We start from the raw sequence: 17,056 nt of genomic DNA on the forward strand, positions 1-17,056 counted from the left end.
TCGGAGGCTTTGGAGGAATACACCTATGGGGATGGTTTTGTCTTTTCTGAGGAAATACCGCGCTGCCTCCATCACAGCCCTGCTAATGATGCTGATTGAGCTGTCTGTGGAGCTGATGCAGCCCTACCTGATCTCCAAAATCATTGATAACGGAATTCGTGTAAAAGATCTGTCCGTCGTATGGCTGTGGGGAGGTGTGCTGCTTGGAAGCTCGGTTATCGCTTTTATCGCCGGGATCTCAAGCTCCTTCTTCGCTTCCCATGCCAGCCAGAGCTTCGCGTTCGATCTGCGGGACAAGCTGTATGAGAAGGTGCAGTCCTTCACCTATTCCGTATTCAGCCGCTTCGAATCTTCTTCCTTGATCACACGGCTTACCGGGGATGTTACGCAGCTGCAGGATATGATCTTCATGAGTCTGCGGTTCGCAACCCGGGTTCCGCTTGTGGTCTTCGGCAGTATCCTGATGGCGCTTATCGTGGATGTCAGGCTGGGCCTGCTGCTTGTTATGACCATCCCTTTCCTGATCGTGTTTGTGGTGTGGATGATGAGAATTGCAACTTCCAACTTCGGCAGAGTCCAACGGCGGCTCGATAAGGTGAACGAAGTCATTCAGGAGAATCTGACGGGAATCCGGCTAATCCGGGTATTCGTAAGGGTAGGGCATGAGATTGAACGGTTCGCAAAATTCAGCCTTGCGCTGATGAAGGAGACCGTGGGGTCGCTCAGACTCATGGAGTCCACGGTGCCTTTCATTCTTCTGCTGGTTAACTGTGCGATCATCGCCGTGCTCTGGTTCGGCCGAATCGATATCGCCGCCGGGGATGCTACTGTCGGGCAGGTCGTGGCCGTTGCGAATTACTCCCTTAGGATTATCGGGGCGCTGTCGGCGCTGTCCTGGATCCTGATGAGCTATTCCCGGGCTATCGCCTCGGCAGGGCGGATACAGGAAGTGATGGATACGGAAGATCATGCCGAGGATCCTCTTCCTGACGCTGTGAGCGGGGCGGAGAAGTCCAGTAAATCCCCAGGGCCTATCCGCGGACAGGTCCAATTCCATAATGTAGGCTTCCGTTATCCCGGCAGTGACATTGCCGTGCTGGATGGGATCAGCTTCACGGTGGAGGCGGGTCAGCGGGTGGCCATTCTCGGAGCAACGGGTTCCGGCAAATCCTCACTCATCCAGCTCATTCCCCGGCTGCATGAGCCTACTGAGGGGGAGATCCTTATCGATGGTGAGGATATTCGGAATATCTCCCATTCCCGGCTGCGGGCATCCATCGGTTATGTTCCCCAGGAGGTCATGCTGTTCACAGGATCGATCAGGGATAATATCGCCTGGGGCAATGAGCATGCCTCTTACGGGCAGGTTGAGACCGCAGCCAGACAGGCCCAGATTCACGAGACGATTGAGCGGCTGCCCGAAGAGTATGATACGAAGCTCGGCCAGCGGGGAGTCAATCTGTCAGGCGGGCAGAAGCAGCGGCTGTCCATTGCCAGGGCACTGGTCAGACAGCCATCGATTCTGATCCTGGATGACAGCACCAGTGCGCTGGATGTGGCAACAGAGGCGGCCCTCCTGCAAGCCTTGAAGGACTTATCCTGCACCACATTCCTGATCACCCAGAAGATCAGTTCAACAAGGTCATCTGACCTCATTCTGCTTTTGGACGAAGGCCGGCTTGCTGCCATAGGCAAGCATGAGGATTTGATGCAGACATCCCGTTTGTACCGGCAAATCTTTGAGTCTCAGTATGGGGAGGGATCACATCATGTTCAAAGCCTTAGCTGAACCGTTTCAGCATCCATTTCCCGAGATTGAACTGCAGAAGGGGAGCGGCGGAAGGAAGCCGAAAGCTAAAGCAAGGAACGTCTCGGGCACAGTAGGAAGGCTCTGGATTTATCTTGCCCGCCGTAAGGCTAAGCTTCTATTGGTCCTGTTCATGGTGGTACTGAGCTCGGGACTTGCTCTTCTAGGCCCTTACATGATCGGGAAAGCTGTGGATGATTATCTGGAGAGCAGGGGCGGACACTTTGGCCTGTTTCTGGCCGGACTTGGCCTCGTCTATGTGCTGTACTCCGTGACCTCCTGGCTGCAGAACATTTGGATGATTGAAATCTCCCAGGAGACGGTGTACCGCATGCGCATGGATCTGTTCACCCATCTGCACCAGCTGCCGATTCCGTTCTTTGGCAAAAGACAGCAGGGCGAGATTATGAGCCGGCTTACTAACGATATCGAGAATGTCAGCTCTACGCTGAACAGCTCTGCGATTCAGATATTCTCCAGCATTCTCACCCTGGTGGGTACGCTTGGCGTCATGCTGTATCTTAGTCCGCTGCTTACGCTGCTGACCTTCCTGGTCGTGCCGCTCATGATTCTGGGCATGCGCTGGATTACCCGGCGCACAGGTCCGCTGTACAAGCAGCGGCAGGGCAATCTCGGGGAGCTGAACGGGTATATTGAAGAGACTTTGTCCGGACAGCGGATTATCAAGGCATTCTCTCAGGAGCCCAGGGTAATCCGGGGCTTCAAGGAGCGAAATGAAGCCATCCGCCGTTCCGGCTTCTGGGCGCAGACCATATCGGGCTTCATCCCGAAGCTGATGAACAGCCTTAACAATCTGAGCTTTGCCATTGTGGCCGGGATTGGGGGAATTCTTGCGATTCGCGGTGCGGTCACCATCGGAATCATTATTGTCTTCGTGGAATATGCAAGACAGTTCACCAGACCTTTAAATGACCTGGCGAACCAGTGGAATACGCTGCTGTCGGCGATAGCGGGAGCAGAACGGGTATTTGAAGTCATGGATGAGGAAGTGGAGGTCAAGGATGAAGGGGCATCAGTGAAGCTGGATCATGTGGAAGGCGCAGTCAGCTTGTCCCATGTCTCCTTCTCTTATGAGGAGGACGGGGATACGCTGGCAGACATCAGCTTTGAGGCGAAGCCCGGGGAGATGATTGCCTTGGTCGGCCCGACCGGAGCAGGCAAGACTACGTTAATCCAGCTGCTGTCGAGATTTTACGATCCTTCGGAGGGACTGATCACGGTGGATGGGCGTGACCTCACTACGATTCAGCGTCAAAGCCTGAGATCGCATATGTCCTTCGTGCTGCAGGATTCATTTCTCTTCCAGGGAACTATTCGTGAGAATATCCGCTTCGGACGCCTGGATGCTACGGATGAGGAAGTAGAGGAGGCCGCAAGGCTTGCTAATGCTCATGCCTTCATTATGCGGCTTGACGGGGGCTACGACAAAATGCTGGAGACTGGCGGCAGCGGCATCAGTCAGGGACAGAAGCAGCTGCTTGCCATTGCCCGGGCCATTCTGGCGAAACCTTCGATTCTGATACTCGATGAAGCCACCAGCAGTATCGATACGATTACCGAGATCAAGATTCAGGAAGGTCTGCAGCGTCTGATGAAGGGGAGAACCAGCTTTGTCATTGCCCACAGGCTGAATACCATTCGGCAGGCGGATAAGATCCTCGTTCTGAAGGATGGAAGACTGATCGAACAGGGACCGCATGAGCAGCTGCTTGCTGCGGGCAGGTTCTACAGCCAGCTGTATTACGGACAGCTCAGGAATGAGGAAATGTAGTGAGGAGCGCTTGCTTGGCGCCTGAATAATAGCTCTGTTTTTTATGAATACTATTTCAGGTTCACTCATTACACTACCCCAAAGGAGGGTCTGCTAATGCAGCAGCAGTATGGATCAGAACAGCAAAACCAGGGTCAAAATATGCCACAGTTAGGCCGTGGTGGTCATGAAATATTCGAGGCGCATGATATTATCGGGTGTACCATCAATTTGCTCGATAACTATACCATTTACAGATCGTTCGTGAAGGACCAAGAGCTGATGGGTATCCTGGATCGTCAAGCGGCTTATATCCAAACCCAGTACAATTTGACGGTGGAATGCTTCAAGTCTGGGTTGAAGCCAAGTCAGGAGACCGAACCCTATCTGATTCCGCAAATGAAACAGCCTGTATATGGAATGCAGCAGCAAAGCCAGCCTAAGAAACCGGCAGCCTCCCAGGCTGAAATTAATGACGCCGTAATCAGCACATTGATGCTGAATATTGTTAAGCCTCATGCTTCCGCCCTGGCCAGATCGGCGACCGAAGTCGTTAATCCCGTAGTCAGACGGGTGCTGGCTTCCCAATCCCAGAATTTTGTGGAAATGGCCTATGAGCTGTTCGAGTATCAGAATGTACGCGGTTATTACCAGCTTCCGCAGCTTCCCGGACAGGATATGCATGCCATGTTGAATGGATTCGCCCCAGCTATGGGCGGCAACCAAGGTATGGGCATGGGTCAGGCACATTAAAAAAAGCGAAATCGCCAGCCTAAGGAGATGATCCTTGGGCTGGCGATTTGTATTTAGTGCGAGATATCGCAATTTCATTTTATTCATAAGTTAGGAGACTTCATTCTCCAAGACCACCGGGAGATGAACAGATACATCCTCAGAGGTCAGAGGCACACTATAGTAGAAGCCTTGTGCATTGTAGCACTGCAGCTCCTTGAGCAGAGATACCTGGGCTTCAGTCTCCACCCCTTCGGCTACAATCGCTAGGCCAAGCTGTCTGGCCATGGAGATGATCATCTCAGCAATGGCTCTGCTATCACTATCACTTGTTATGTTGCTAACGAAGGACCGGTCGATCTTCAGACAACCAATCGGCAGACTGTGCAGGTAGCTTAAGGAGCTGTAGCCTGTCCCGAAATCATCCATAGATACCGATATGCCCGCCTGTCTCAGATCATTCAGAATACGAATCACGTGCTCCTCATTATGCATCATGGCACTTTCGGTGATCTCAAGTTCGAGCAGTTCCGGGTCAAGCCCAAGCTCGGTGATAAGCATCATAATAGAATCAAATATGTCTGGCTTCATCAGATGAATCTGCGAAATGTTAACGGCTACAGGTCTCACTTGGCGGCCTTCAGCCAGCCATCTCTTCACCTGGGTACAGGCAGTTCGGAGAACCCATAGTTCTAGATCGACAATAAGTCCCGACTTCTCCGCTATGGGAATGAACAGGCCAGGTGAAATCAAGCCGAGCAAAGGGTGATGCCAGCGTACAAGCGCTTCAAGTCCGATGACCTCTCCCGTCCGGATATCGACCTTGGGCTGATAGAGCAGACGCATCTGATCTGCTTGAATGGCACGCTCCAGGTCATTTTCAAGAATAATCTGCTCGATACTGGTCTGGTCGCGTTCGGCATCATAGAATTGATATTGGGAGCTTCCGTTCTCCTTCGCAATATACATGGCTGCATCCGAATGCTTCATGAGAGCGTCAGCATCCAGCCCGTCTTCGGGAAAGGTGGCAATTCCCACAGAGGCGGACAGCTTAACGGAATGATTGCCCACTTCAAAAGGCTGCACGAATTCATGAACCACGCCCCCAGCCAGGCTCTCAAGAACGGCTTTTTCCTGAACATCAGGGATAAGGACCGTGAATTCATCTCCCCCGATTCGGGCAATTGTACAGCTTGCTGGAAGACACCGCTGGAGCTTCTGGGCAGCCTGCCTGATCACTCTGTCCCCGAAGTCGTGACCGAACAGATCATTAATCCTTTTGAACCGGTCCAGATCAATGAAGAGGACGGAGAAAGGACGGGAGTCATGAGTACCCATTGCGGTTTTGGCCGTTTTGGCTGTTAACAAATGCTTGAAAGATCGGCGATTGGCGAGGCCGGTTAGCTCATCATGATAGGCAAGATGCCGGATAAGCTCCTGATCTTTCTTATGGCTGGTCATATCTTTGATGATGCTGTAAGCCCCAACCAGTCTTTGATCAACCATAATGGGCAGCGAGGTAAGCCATAAGTGCAGCACGGAATCATCCGCGGCCTTCACTTGAAGTTCAATGCTGCTGGCCTTCCCGCTTAAGACTTGACTGAAATGCTGGCTTGCCGGCTGCTTCTGATCTTCGGGCAGGAGATCGGGAAAGCGAATGCCGCTCAGCTGTAGACCCAGGCGCTGCTCTAGAAGCTCGGCTTGACGGTTCATGCCGGTAACTCTTCCGCTGGGATCGAAGGCCAGCACGCTGTCGGGATTATACTCATAGAGGGACATATAATGCTGCTCAGTCTCGATGATCCTTTGATTCTGGCGCCGCTGCCGATCTTCGAGAAAGGCATCAGGAATCATATATAGGGCTGAGGTGATGAAGAGCATGAATACATAAGGCATTAAGAAAGCAGGATTCGTGCCTATATCCTTACTTGGAAGCACGGAGAGAATGCAGAGCAGCGGAGTTCCGAATAAGGCTGCGCCAGCCAGGATTACACCCGGAAGCCGTGTCCAGGTATGCAGACTATGCTCACGGTTACGATTGGATACGGCAAGCAGCTTGATTACGGCAAAGCACAGAATTAACACGATCGCCAGGCTTAACAGGACTAGCTGGGGCCTCCATGCGAGATTCGTACCGAACAGGAGCAGAATATTCGCGTAATCGAAGGATAGGATAATGATTGTGATGATCAGGCTGGTTCGGAAATACTGTTTGAATCCACTTCGCGGTTGTCCAGCGTAACGCATGCCGAATTTTACCGCTGCATAACAACCGATAAGGGTGAATAGTAAATGAAGAATATAATAGGTTCGGACGTAGGGCACAGTTGTAGAAGACAGCACCAGGATATGCGAAAGACTGAAGCCAACAGAGCCGGACAAGAGGCTAAGCTGCTGTAATCGCTGTTCTTTCTTGCTGCGTATGGAAGTTAGGGAAGGTGCAGAGCGGTAAGTAAGAAGAGCAGCTCCGGCCAGACTGGCCATGAAGGCTATAGTTAAATCAAGCTGGTCCAAGTGTAAAGGTTCAAGAAGGGTAGGCATAGTTCGACCTCTCTCATGAAGTATGTAGGAAATAGGGTAATAGGATAGATTCAAAGAAGAATCAGGACTGAAAGAACTAGAGCCTTTTATCATATAATAAACCTTAGAACCAGGACTTTAAACATATATTTTCATCAAATAGAATATTTTGTTTGGTTCATAAGACACAGATGTTTGAGTGTGATTAATTCTTCTACTATACAAGTTCAAAAGGGAACTGTGATCCCTAAATGGTATATACTGGTTTACAAGGTTTGAGCCAATATGTATAATTCACTGATAATTAAATACGGATCTGGGAGGTGTACTAAGCAAATGATGAAGGACAAGATAAGACAAGAGCTGCAAAGAATTGAACAAGAAGAGCATGTACGCATTCTGTACGCCTGTGAATCCGGAAGCCGGGCGTGGGGATTTCCCTCCAAAGATAGCGACTATGATGTAAGGTTCATCTACATACGAGAGGTAGAGTGGTACTTATCCATCCATGAGAAGCGGGATGTAATTGAAAGGCCGATCAGTGACCTGCTGGATATTAACGGTTGGGATCTCAAGAAAGCCTTGTATTTATTCCGGAAATCCAATCCGCCTCTGCTCGAGTGGCTACAGTCCCCGATTCAATATCTGGAGACTTCTACCGTGGCCGAACAGATCCGCCGGATATCTCCGCTCACCTTCTCCCCAAGATCCTGTATGTATCATTATCTTAATATGGCAAGAGGCAATTTCCGGGACTACCTATCGGGGGATAACGTGAGGATCAAGAAATACTTCTATGTACTAAGACCGATTCTTGCCTGCGGATGGATTGAACGCAAGGGGACTATGCCGCCAATGGAGTTCGATCACCTGGTTACCGAGCTCATTCCCCATCATAGTGAGCTGTACAGGGAGATCAGGGAGCTCCTTGACCGGAAGAAAGCTGGAGATGAACTGGATTATGAACCGAAGCTTAGTCTCATTCATGAGTACCTGGATGAGAGAATTGCCTACTTTGAGAAGACGATTAGCGAACAGAAGCAGGCGGATGGAGGACTTGATGAACAACTGGATAAGCTGTTTGTTGGAGCCTTGCAGGAGGTATGGGGAGTACCGCTAAAAGTATAGGGCCAGACGCTATCTCCGCCAGAGGTGTACGTGAATCTACTTCACAGGCAAAAGGGGTGTCCCATGCAGCCATTTTCATGGCTCGCGGGACACCCCTCTTGTGTTCTTGCCGGATCTAAGGCTTCAAGATGACCTTGATACACTCATCTTCATGTTCATAGAACGTTTTATAAGCATCGCTGGCCTGATCAAGCGGAACCCGGTGCGTGATAATCTCCGTCGGATCGAATTCTCCTGCGGTAATCATATCGAACAGCTTCGGCATGTAGTGAATGACCGGGGCTTGTCCCATCTTCAGCGTAATATTCCGCTCAAAAATATCCCCGAGAGGGAACATGTTGTACAGAGAACCATACACACCGGTTAGCTGCACTGTGCCGAATTTGCGGACAGCATGAATACCAATATCCAGGGCGCTCAGCGTACCGCCTTGCAGCTTCAGCTTCTGTCCGATAGCTTCCATAGCATTCTTCTTCCCGTCCATCCCCACGCAGTCGATAACAATATCGGTCCCGCCGCTCGTGATCTCTTTGATATATTGGCCCATATCATCGAAATCTTCAAAGTTATACACTTCCGAATTGTTCATCTGCTTGGCCTTGTTCAGCCGATAAGGGACGTTGTCAATAGCGATTACCCGCTTGGCACCTTTCATCCAGGCGAATTTTTGGGCCATGAGGCCAACCGGTCCGCAGCCCAGAACGGTTACAGTATCTCCTGGCTTCACACCGGCATTCTCCACACTCCAATAGGCAGTTGGAAGCACGTCGGACATGAACAGCAGCGATTCATCCGGAAGCTCGCAGGATTCGGGAATCACGAAAGGCATGAAGTTGCCGTAGGGTACTCGCAGAAGCTCGGCTTGTCCGCCGGGATAGTTCCCATAGCGCTCCGTGAATCCGAAGTAGCCGCCCGTATCAATCTCTTCGTTACGATTGGAATTGTCGCACTGACTCTCCATATCGTGCTGACAGTAGAAGCAGTGCCCGCAGGAGATATTGAATGGGAGAACGACACGGTCCCCTTTTTTGACACGGGTCACTTCAGGCCCGACCTCTTCCACAATGCCCATAGGTTCATGGCCTATGACGTAATCCTTGGCGGCAGGAAGTGCGCCGAGATAAATATGTAAATCCGATCCGCAGATCGCTGTTGAGGTAATGCGCACAACAATATCGTCTTTCTTCTCCAGCTTGGGATCTTCCACTTGCTTTACCTGAATATCCTTGGCTCCTTGAAAGGTAACTGCTTTCATAGATGCTCGACCTCCTAAGTGGTAATAGTTGAAATATACCCGGTATCTAATTTTTTAAACGAAGCCAATGGAAAATAATTTCCAAACTTATGAACCTTACCTGACGAGGTAGACATCGACTTTACAGAGTGAGAGAATAATCATATCGATATATTGAGGGAAGGAATGAGACAGGGTGATACGATTCGGTATTATCGGAACGAACTGGATAACAGAACGATTCGTACAAGCTGCTTTGGAGAATGATCAATTTGTTCTGGCGGCCGTATATTCACGAACCAAAGAGAAAGGCAGTTCCTTTGCGGCAAAATATGGCGGTCCACAGGTGTACACGGATCTTACGGAAATGCTCTCAAGCGATTCAGTGGATGCGGTATATATCGCTAGTCCGAATTCTTATCATGCGGAGCAGGCGATTCTCTGTATGAACCATGGGAAGCATGTCCTGTGCGAGAAGCCTATGGCGTCCAACGCGGCAGAGGTACAGCGTATGATCGAAGCAGCACAGAAGAACGATGTGGTGCTGATGGAAGCACTCAAGTCAACGCTGATGCCTAATTTCAAAGTGATCAAGGATAACTTGTATAAATTAGACCGGGTCCGGCGTTATACGGCGAGCTATTGCCAATACTCCTCCCGGTATGATGCTTTCAAGCAGGGCACTGTGCTTAATGCATTCAATCCTGAGTATTCCAACGGGTCTCTGATGGACCTGGGAATCTACTGTCTCTATCCTATGGTAGCCCTCTTCGGCAAGCCGGATTCCATTCAGGCTGTTGGGGTCATGCTGTCATCGGGTGTGGACGGGGAAGGCAGTCTGATTATGAAGTATGATGAAATGGAAGGCGTAGTTATGCATTCCAAGATTAGCGATTCCTATTTGCCGACGGAAATACAGGGAGAGAACGGAACGATGGTGATTGATAAGATCAATCAGCCCTATTCCGTGAAGATTCATTACCGGGACGGAACGATTGAGGATCTTACCAAGCCTCAAATGCATGAATCCATGTATTATGAAGCCCGTGAGTTCATGGACCTCATCTTAAGCGGTGAACGGATAAGTGAGATTAACTCCCATGCTACTTCGCTGGCTGTAGCCGAAATTATGGAAGAGGCCAGACGGCAGATCGGTCTGAAATATAAGGCGGATATCGACTGAGGTTCCACCAAATTAGTCTGGAGAATGGGGACGTTCTGCAAGGTCACTGGACCTTGGGGAGCGTCCCTTTTTGTGTGCCAGCATGGTATAATGCCTTCACAAGATTAGGCTGTATAATGAATTTAGAGAAATTGACATGTAAGGAAGGCGGAACGTAGGGGAAGCTTGGAACTGTAGGAGCGAAAGCGACCGCCTTTGTCTCCGGATTTCAACCGAACAATGTGAATGATAAAGGAATCTGGAGACAACAGCGGCCGAAAGTCCAAGCATTCCTCGTAGTTCCAAGCGTACCCAGATATGTGAATATTTTATTGTGGGTTTATTTAGCATAAAGGTGTGACAAGTGATGACTATCAAAAATCTGCTCGTGACCGGTTACCGTGCCCATGAACTCGGGATATACAATCAGAAGCACGAAGGGATTGCTTATATACGGAAGGCGATAAAGGGGAAATTGATCCCATTGATTGAAGAAGGATTGGAGTGGGTGATTACGCCAGGTCAATATGGTGTTGATCTATGGGCCTGTGAAGCCGCACTGGAACTTAAGGAAGTGTATCCTCATCTGAAATGCTCAATCATCACAGCCTACAAGAATCCGGAGGAGAACTGGAAGGAAGACAAGAAGGAGTATTATGAGCAGATCATCAGGAAGCTCGATTACTATGGAGCGGTCAGCAACCAGCCCTATGACGGAGTGTGGCAGCTTACCGCCCGGGATAATCTGCTGCTGCGGAAGACAGAAGGGATTCTCCTGTTCTATGACGAGGATGCAGGGGAGGCCAGTCCCAAATTTATGAAGAAGCGGGCCTGGAAGAAGCATGAACAGGAGGGCTATCTGTACTTAAGCTTAACTTCGGAGGACATCCAGAGCATTGCGGATGAAGAGGCCATGAACGAGCGCCCCGGAGATGAACCTTTGGGTCTGCCCGAGGATTGGTAACCCTTTGTAATCCATGGCTTTGTCGTGTCTCTGGGCGGCTCATGCATGTTATAATATCCCAATAAGGAAGATTATGGTGATTTGGGGGATGACATGAACAGACCTTCCGTATTTATCGGCTCATCAAAGGAAGCCATTCCAATTGTTAATGCGGTTCAGGAAGAGCTTGAGCATTTTGCAGTGGTTACCCCTTGGCACAGAGGGGTATTTCAGGCGGGACGTTATACGATGGAGGATTTGGAAGTTCAAATTCATGAGAGCGATTTCGCCGTATTTATTTTTCATCCGGACGATGTCACCACTATCAGAGGAAAGTTATATTATACGGCAAGAGACAATACGATATTTGAAATGGGACTGTTCTGGAGTCAGCTGGGCAGAGAGAGAGTCTTCTTTATGCTGCCTGCCCATATTCCTGTTCAGGAGAACGATGAAGAGATACAGGTAGACGGATTTCGCACCCCTTCTGATCTGTTCGGGATGACAACGTTAACCTATCAGTTCAATCCGAAGAACTGGAACTCATCTGTTGGAGTAGCATGCGGCAAAATGGGGGCCAGATTTGCGGAACTGGGCTTCAAGAATACTGACCCGGCTGAGCTTTTGCAGCAATCCGCCCAAGAACGCGACCGCCTGCTGCGGATTATCGGCTTCTTTGAAGAACTCAATCATAAGCCCTCGATGGGAACTGAGCTGTACAACCGGATATGCCGAGCGCTGCGCTTGTCATTCGAAGCAGCTCCTTACACCGTCAGTGGATCAGCGCTGTTCAAGGCGGAGGAACGGGTGATCCGGCAGGTTGGCAGTGACGGAATTGGCGAGCTTGGGCGCGAATATTCTCTTGAGGTGAATCAGGATAAGAAGGCCGCGCACGAGATTATTCATGTGGTCGATGTACATCTCAGCGGGAATGTATCTTTTAGCCAGCGTAACCGCAAATCCATTGTGAAGGAATATATCTTATGTTATCCTCTAGCTAAGAGGTATGTCTTCACCATTCATCTGAAGGGTACAGTCCAGGTGAATGAGACCTTGTTCGAGACGATCTGTTATGTAAATAAGACGCTGCTTGATTCAATCCATGATTTGCTGGGAGGGGAAACGTCATGAAATCCAGACCTAGGATGACTTTCAGAAGATACAGACTGAAGAGTCCGATTCTGCTGCCGGGTCATTTGAAGATTGTGCTGGCTCCTACCTTGGATGGGGAAGATGAAGAGGCGTTCACGGTGCTTTATGAACGTAAGGCCGAGTATGATAAGCCGGTATATCGAATTTAATATCAGGATCCTCATGGTCCTTAACGAATGAAGGGTGTCTTTCGCACGGTGGCGTGCGGCAGGCATCTTTTTTTGTTAGATAAATGTGTACTGAGCCCCTGATGAACAGCAGACGGGTCCAGGGTTCTCCAAGACCAAAGTCCAGCTCCAAGACTATACCCCAGCCAATTACAAATATGGTTATTTGCAGGTAGACTGGTAAGCACCTGAGTTAACTATAGATGGTTAGGGGCGTAATCATGGAGTGGATCAGCGGTTTGTTTGAACAATATGGATATTTGGTGTTATCTCTTGGACTATTTGCGGAGTCACTGGCCATCCCATTCCCGGGTGAGCTGGCTATGGCCATAGCGGGGCATTTATCTACACATGGGAGCTTCAGCATCCCGCTAATTATTGCCTATTCCTATGGAGGGGCCGTAGTGGGGACATTGTTAACCTATCTGCTTGGTTATAGGCTGGGCATACCCTTGCTGGAGAAGTACGGAAGGTTTCTTTTTCTGAATGAGGGCCGAAGGCTCAAGCTGACGAGATGGTTCGGCAAATATGGCGACAAGCTCATTCTGATCAGCTACTTCGTTCCAGGACTACGACATTTTACAGGCTACCTATCCGGTATTCTCAAGGTTAAGCTGAGGACCTTCCTTGTCTATAATTGTATAGGCGGAATTCTCTGGGTTCTGACTTATGTGATGATCGGCCAAATATTCGGGCGAAAAATCGAGCTGCTCCTTCACCTCATCTCCCAGTACTCCGCTGCCGCTATTGTGGTGGGATTGATCATGCTGATAGCCGGACTTCTGATCAAGCGAAACTTCAAGGCTATTCGCCAATGGTTAAGAACCTCAGGCCGGCAAAAAGAACAGGACTAAAGAGAGGATTAGAAGCTGCAGATGATAAAGGATAAATACCAAAAGAAGCCCTTCCTTGGCATGGTTGCTCGTACTTCCATGTCCCAATGAACGGGCTTCTTTTGCTTTAAATTATCCTTGCTAGAGACGCTTTATTTCGTCTCGTCTCGGTCCAAAGAACTTATGAAATCCGTGAAGCTTGGGATACGACTCAGGTCGTATGACAGAATCTTCTCGGTTAGCTTCTCGTGAATACTCTGCTCCAGATCTTCTTGATCGGAGGGGGAGGCCATTCTGCTGTGCTTTTTAATCAGTGGAGCGAACTGGTGTAGAATTTGATAGAGGGCGTCCCGGTCCCCTTGCTGGGCCTTGATCACCAGATCTAGCAGTGTATCATTCTCCATTGCGTGCTACTCCTTTGCTCTTTGTGTGTTGTGGAAATCTGCATCTAATTCTTGGATTGAATGATCCAGCGAACTCAGTTTCTTTTCAAACCGGAAGAACAAATACCCGCTAACCACGATGGGAAAACCGACATTGTTAATGGCATGCATCAGGAAATTGAGCAGTGCTTCATCCACTTGTCATCACCTCCTTTATCGGGACGGACGGAGGAACGGAGCTTGTTCAGGGCTGACTGGCGTGTCTTGAATATCGCTTGCGGACTGACCTGAAGGCTTTCGGCGATCTCCGTGTCTCTATAGCATAGAACATAGGACATAAGTACAATTTGCTGCTGCTTATGGGTTAACAACCGGAAGGAGCCGTACAGCTTCTCATCCTCAATGTTCTCGGCAAAGGCCGAATATTCCTTGAAATAGTAATCCACAGATGGGCTATAATCAAATAGGAGAGAATCACTTCCATGGCTCTCCTCAGAGCTCATCTGATCAATAATCAAGGGGTTCCGGTGATGAATTCGGTGGTTAGATCGGATAAAGGAAAGAGTAGACAGCTGGACAACGGAAGCCATATATCGTACGAAGCGAAGCTGGAACAGATGCTGCCGAAAGGCATCCTGAATCCGGTCCCAGCTTTCTATATGACCTTTGATAGCGCTTACTAGAATAGAGACATGAGGCGTGTGGCTGAAGAAGGACTTAATGACAGGGTTGCGGAAGGCGGCTTCATGAACGGCTGCATATTTCTCAAAAATATTTAGCTCATCGCGGGTTAAAGCTCTTACTTTCATAAGTCTAAACCCCCTTCGTTATATGAATGGCCAAGGTTCATTCCTTGCTTCCGATCTTATTAATAAGATATTAGGGTTATATCCAAAATAAACCTGTTATTGAACATACGTTCTGAGTGTTAAGAAAATTAAAACACAGTAGGTATAGATTATTTCATAAATGGAATTAATTGGCATGAGTCTATAGGCTGTTTATCAATTAGACATATAGAAGGACTTTTGCTGGAGGAGGGGCGGCAGATAGCGGTGGTTTTTCAGAGAATCGGGCCAAGCTCATCTGGACATCACAAACGGCATGGATTACAGTGAACGAAATGATCAACCTGCCATGACAACCCCTCCCTCTGGGTATTTAAGCCTCTGAACATGAATCTGAGCTATGAATGAAGCAATCATTCGTTATTCCATATATTGGCTTATAGTAATAAAGTGTCCCAGGTGCAAAGAAAAACAACCTAGTTTACTTGCTGTTATTAATTTTGTAAATGAGATTTCTCTCTCGCCGATTAGACGGGGCTCTATCATTCATTTCATATGATTAATTACTTGAAGAAGAGGAGGAGTTCTTTCATGAATGAGATTGCGGATCATCTGGATTATGGTCTTCAGATTGTCTTCATTGGCTTCAATCCGAGTCTGCGTTCCGGCGAAGTGGGTCATCATTACGCGAATCCCCGCAATAACTTCTGGAGAATTCTTCACAGGTCGGGACTCACGCCCAGGCTGTATGAGGCTTCCGAGGATGGAGAACTGCTTAAGCTTGGGTATGGCTTCACGAATATTGTAGCCAGACCGACGCGAGGTGTTGAGGATATTACCCGGGAGGAATACCGCGGGGGCCGGGTTATTCTGAAAAGCAAGCTGGAGCGTTACCGGCCGCAGATTGCCTGCTTTGTGGGCAAGGGGGTATATACGGAGTTCACCCGCAGGACAAGGGTGGATTGGGGCTTGCAGCCCGATTCCTTTGTGGAAGGAATTCATGAATTTGTGGCCCCTTCCTCAAGCGGTCTTGTCCGAATGCCGATGGAAGAGATCGTGGAGATCTATAGCAGACTTAAGGAGTTTGTGTCTTTGGAAGAGGAATAGAAGCAGGAAGGCTCATTCGTGGATTGTACTCATAATTAGGAGTGAACATCAGGTGAAAGCAGAACTTACTAAGATTCGTGGTTTCTATCTCGCAACAGGACTATCCGGAGGCGTATTCATCCCTTATTTGTCGCTGCTTCTTGTACATAACCAGCTTACCAGCAGCGAGATCGGATTTGTGACCTCGCTAGGCATGCTCATCTCCGTGCTGGTGCAGCCGATCTGGGGACTGACGGTAGACCGCTTCCAGATCACACGTCTCACCTTGATCCTCAGCTGCGCAATCCCGGCGGTGCTTGCCATAGGTTATAATTCGCACAGCCTGCTTCTGCTCGCTGTGGTCAGCGGCGCAGCAGCGCTTTTCTCCACTCCTCAATCGGCGATTGCGGATACCTATGCGGTAACGGCAGCCAAGGCTGCGAATACTTCCTATGGCACCATCCGCTTGTTCGGAAGCATCGGCTTCTCGGTAGGAGGGTACCTTGGCGGGTACTATTTGATCCATTATCCGCTTACAAGCTTATGGATACCTTATGCCCTGCTAGGCCTGACAGGAGCGGCAGTGGCATTCTCTCTGCCAAGACCCGCGATGAGCATTCATGCCGGTGTAGCCTCCTCCATGAGATCGGGACTACAGGAGCTGCTCCGCAATCGCCAGTTTATTATTTTCCTGTGCGGATGCCTGCTGGTTAGCCAGACCCTGACGGCCTTTAATACTTATTTTGCCCTAGCCTTCAAGTCCATTGGGGGGTCGCTTGGGATGACCGGGATTGCCTTTGCCATCGCTTCAGCGACGAATGTCCCCGCCATGTTAGTCGCTGCCAGGGTCATGAACAAGTACGGACGCGAAAGAACGCTGGTTCTGGCCTCCATCGTCTATGCCCTGCGCTGGGCGCTGCAGGCTCTATTCCCGTATCCTTTTGTAGCCATATCCGTTCAGGTGCTGCACGGGATCTCCTTCGGATTCTATTATGTCGCTGCGGTGAATTATGTCTCAGGTACGGCCAGAAAAGAGCTTCAGGCCACGGGTCAAAGCTTGTTCAGCATGGTCAGCGGCGGATTTGCAGGTATCCTGGGGAATCTGTTCAACGGATATCTGCTTCATGCCGGTGGCCCGGCGCTTATGTATGGAATTTGTACATTGAGCGCAGTTATGGGCGTAGCTTGCTTCTGGTATGTTGCAAGGGCAGGAAAGCAAGCAGCTGCGGGACAAAAATGAAGCTAAGGGGTTCTTGCATGAATATTGAACATAACTCTCTTACAAAATAAACAGCGATAGCCAAGGACGAGAAAAGAGTCCTAGACTATCGCTGTTTCACTTAACTGCTA

16 protein-coding genes are annotated in these 17,056 nt (G+C 49.4%); 11 read left to right on the forward strand and 5 right to left on the reverse strand.

Annotation, left to right across the window (positions count from 1 at the left end; translation table 11 throughout):
• Nucleotides 1-25: 25 nt before the first annotated feature.
• The 3 genes from ACEN86_RS04265 (at nucleotide 26) to ACEN86_RS04275 (ending at nucleotide 4,331) form a co-directional block, all read left to right on the forward strand.
• Complete coding sequence (locus ACEN86_RS04265; protein ID WP_495633123.1) at nucleotides 26-1,789, forward strand: ABC transporter ATP-binding protein; 1,764 nt, start codon at nucleotides 26-28, stop codon at nucleotides 1,787-1,789.
• Entirely contained in the window at nucleotides 1,770-3,599 is a 1,830-nt protein-coding gene (locus ACEN86_RS04270; RefSeq protein WP_495633124.1) for an ABC transporter ATP-binding protein, read from the forward strand. Before ACEN86_RS04265 ends, ACEN86_RS04270 begins: the two co-directional genes overlap by 20 nt.
• 96 nt (nucleotides 3,600-3,695) lie before the next feature.
• Nucleotides 3,696-4,331 carry a spore coat protein gene (locus ACEN86_RS04275; protein WP_495633125.1) on the forward strand — a complete coding sequence of 212 codons (636 nt, stop codon included), beginning with the start codon at nucleotides 3,696-3,698 and terminating at the stop codon, nucleotides 4,329-4,331.
• Between the two features lie 90 nt (nucleotides 4,332-4,421).
• Here ACEN86_RS04275 and ACEN86_RS04280 read toward each other — a convergent pair whose 3' ends face one another.
• Nucleotides 4,422-6,851 carry a putative bifunctional diguanylate cyclase/phosphodiesterase gene (locus ACEN86_RS04280; RefSeq protein WP_495633126.1) on the reverse strand — a complete coding sequence of 810 codons (2,430 nt, stop codon included), beginning with the start codon at nucleotides 6,849-6,851 and terminating at the stop codon, nucleotides 4,422-4,424.
• A gap of 315 nt (nucleotides 6,852-7,166) precedes the next feature.
• Here ACEN86_RS04280 and ACEN86_RS04285 point away from each other — a divergent pair, with 315 nt between their 5' ends.
• Nucleotides 7,167-7,958, forward strand: a complete 792-nt coding sequence (locus tag ACEN86_RS04285) for a nucleotidyltransferase domain-containing protein (RefSeq protein ID WP_495633127.1) — start codon at nucleotides 7,167-7,169, stop codon at nucleotides 7,956-7,958.
• Between the two features lie 115 nt (nucleotides 7,959-8,073).
• Here the strand turns inward: ACEN86_RS04285 and ACEN86_RS04290 are convergent, their stop codons facing one another.
• On the reverse strand, nucleotides 8,074-9,213 hold the full coding sequence (locus tag ACEN86_RS04290) for a zinc-dependent alcohol dehydrogenase (protein ID WP_495633128.1): 1,140 nt from the start codon (nucleotides 9,211-9,213) through the stop codon (nucleotides 8,074-8,076).
• Between the two features lie 178 nt (nucleotides 9,214-9,391).
• On the opposite strand from ACEN86_RS04290, the gene ACEN86_RS04295 reads away from it, so the two are divergent.
• The 5 genes from ACEN86_RS04295 to ACEN86_RS04315 all read left to right on the forward strand — a co-directional run bounded on the left by ACEN86_RS04295 (nucleotide 9,392) and on the right by ACEN86_RS04315 (nucleotide 13,470).
• On the forward strand, nucleotides 9,392-10,375 hold the full coding sequence (locus tag ACEN86_RS04295; protein ID WP_495634212.1) for a Gfo/Idh/MocA family protein: 984 nt from the start codon (nucleotides 9,392-9,394) through the stop codon (nucleotides 10,373-10,375).
• Nucleotides 10,376-10,727: 352 nt separating this feature from the next.
• A complete protein-coding gene (locus ACEN86_RS04300) occupies nucleotides 10,728-11,318 on the forward strand; it encodes an SLOG family protein (protein WP_495634213.1) in 591 nt (196 codons plus the stop codon).
• Between the two features lie 93 nt (nucleotides 11,319-11,411).
• Nucleotides 11,412-12,428, forward strand: a complete 1,017-nt coding sequence (locus ACEN86_RS04305; RefSeq protein ID WP_495633129.1) for a TIR domain-containing protein — start codon at nucleotides 11,412-11,414, stop codon at nucleotides 12,426-12,428.
• Entirely contained in the window at nucleotides 12,425-12,598 is a 174-nt protein-coding gene (locus tag ACEN86_RS04310; RefSeq protein WP_185897324.1) for a hypothetical protein, read from the forward strand. The genes ACEN86_RS04305 and ACEN86_RS04310 overlap by 4 nt, the downstream gene beginning before the upstream one ends.
• Nucleotides 12,599-12,837: 239 nt before the next feature.
• On the forward strand, nucleotides 12,838-13,470 hold the full coding sequence (locus ACEN86_RS04315; protein WP_495633130.1) for a DedA family protein: 633 nt from the start codon (nucleotides 12,838-12,840) through the stop codon (nucleotides 13,468-13,470).
• A gap of 131 nt (nucleotides 13,471-13,601) precedes the next feature.
• Here the strand turns inward: ACEN86_RS04315 and ACEN86_RS04320 are convergent, their stop codons facing one another.
• From ACEN86_RS04320 to ACEN86_RS04330, 3 genes are read right to left on the reverse strand one after another with little or no spacing between them, the layout of a single operon-like run.
• Nucleotides 13,602-13,853, reverse strand: coding sequence for a helix-turn-helix domain-containing protein (locus ACEN86_RS04320; RefSeq protein WP_495633131.1), 252 nt, complete (start codon nucleotides 13,851-13,853; stop codon nucleotides 13,602-13,604).
• A 6-nt stretch (nucleotides 13,854-13,859) separates the two neighbouring features.
• On the reverse strand, nucleotides 13,860-14,030 hold the full coding sequence (locus ACEN86_RS04325) for a YvrJ family protein (RefSeq protein WP_246021877.1): 171 nt from the start codon (nucleotides 14,028-14,030) through the stop codon (nucleotides 13,860-13,862).
• Nucleotides 14,003-14,641 carry an RNA polymerase sigma factor gene (locus ACEN86_RS04330; protein WP_495633132.1) on the reverse strand — a complete coding sequence of 213 codons (639 nt, stop codon included), beginning with the start codon at nucleotides 14,639-14,641 and terminating at the stop codon, nucleotides 14,003-14,005. The genes ACEN86_RS04325 and ACEN86_RS04330 overlap by 28 nt, the downstream gene beginning before the upstream one ends.
• A gap of 570 nt (nucleotides 14,642-15,211) precedes the next feature.
• Between ACEN86_RS04330 and ACEN86_RS04335 the strand changes: the two genes are divergently transcribed.
• Together ACEN86_RS04335 and ACEN86_RS04340 are read left to right on the forward strand one after the other, a co-directional pair.
• A complete protein-coding gene (locus tag ACEN86_RS04335; RefSeq protein WP_495633133.1) occupies nucleotides 15,212-15,727 on the forward strand; it encodes a mismatch-specific DNA-glycosylase in 516 nt (171 codons plus the stop codon).
• A gap of 52 nt (nucleotides 15,728-15,779) precedes the next feature.
• A complete protein-coding gene (locus ACEN86_RS04340) occupies nucleotides 15,780-16,946 on the forward strand; it encodes an MFS transporter (protein ID WP_495633134.1) in 1,167 nt (388 codons plus the stop codon).
• The last annotated feature ends 110 nt before the right edge of the window (nucleotides 16,947-17,056 follow it).

The sequence above is a fragment of the Paenibacillus sp. Paensp111 genome (assembly GCF_059492195.1).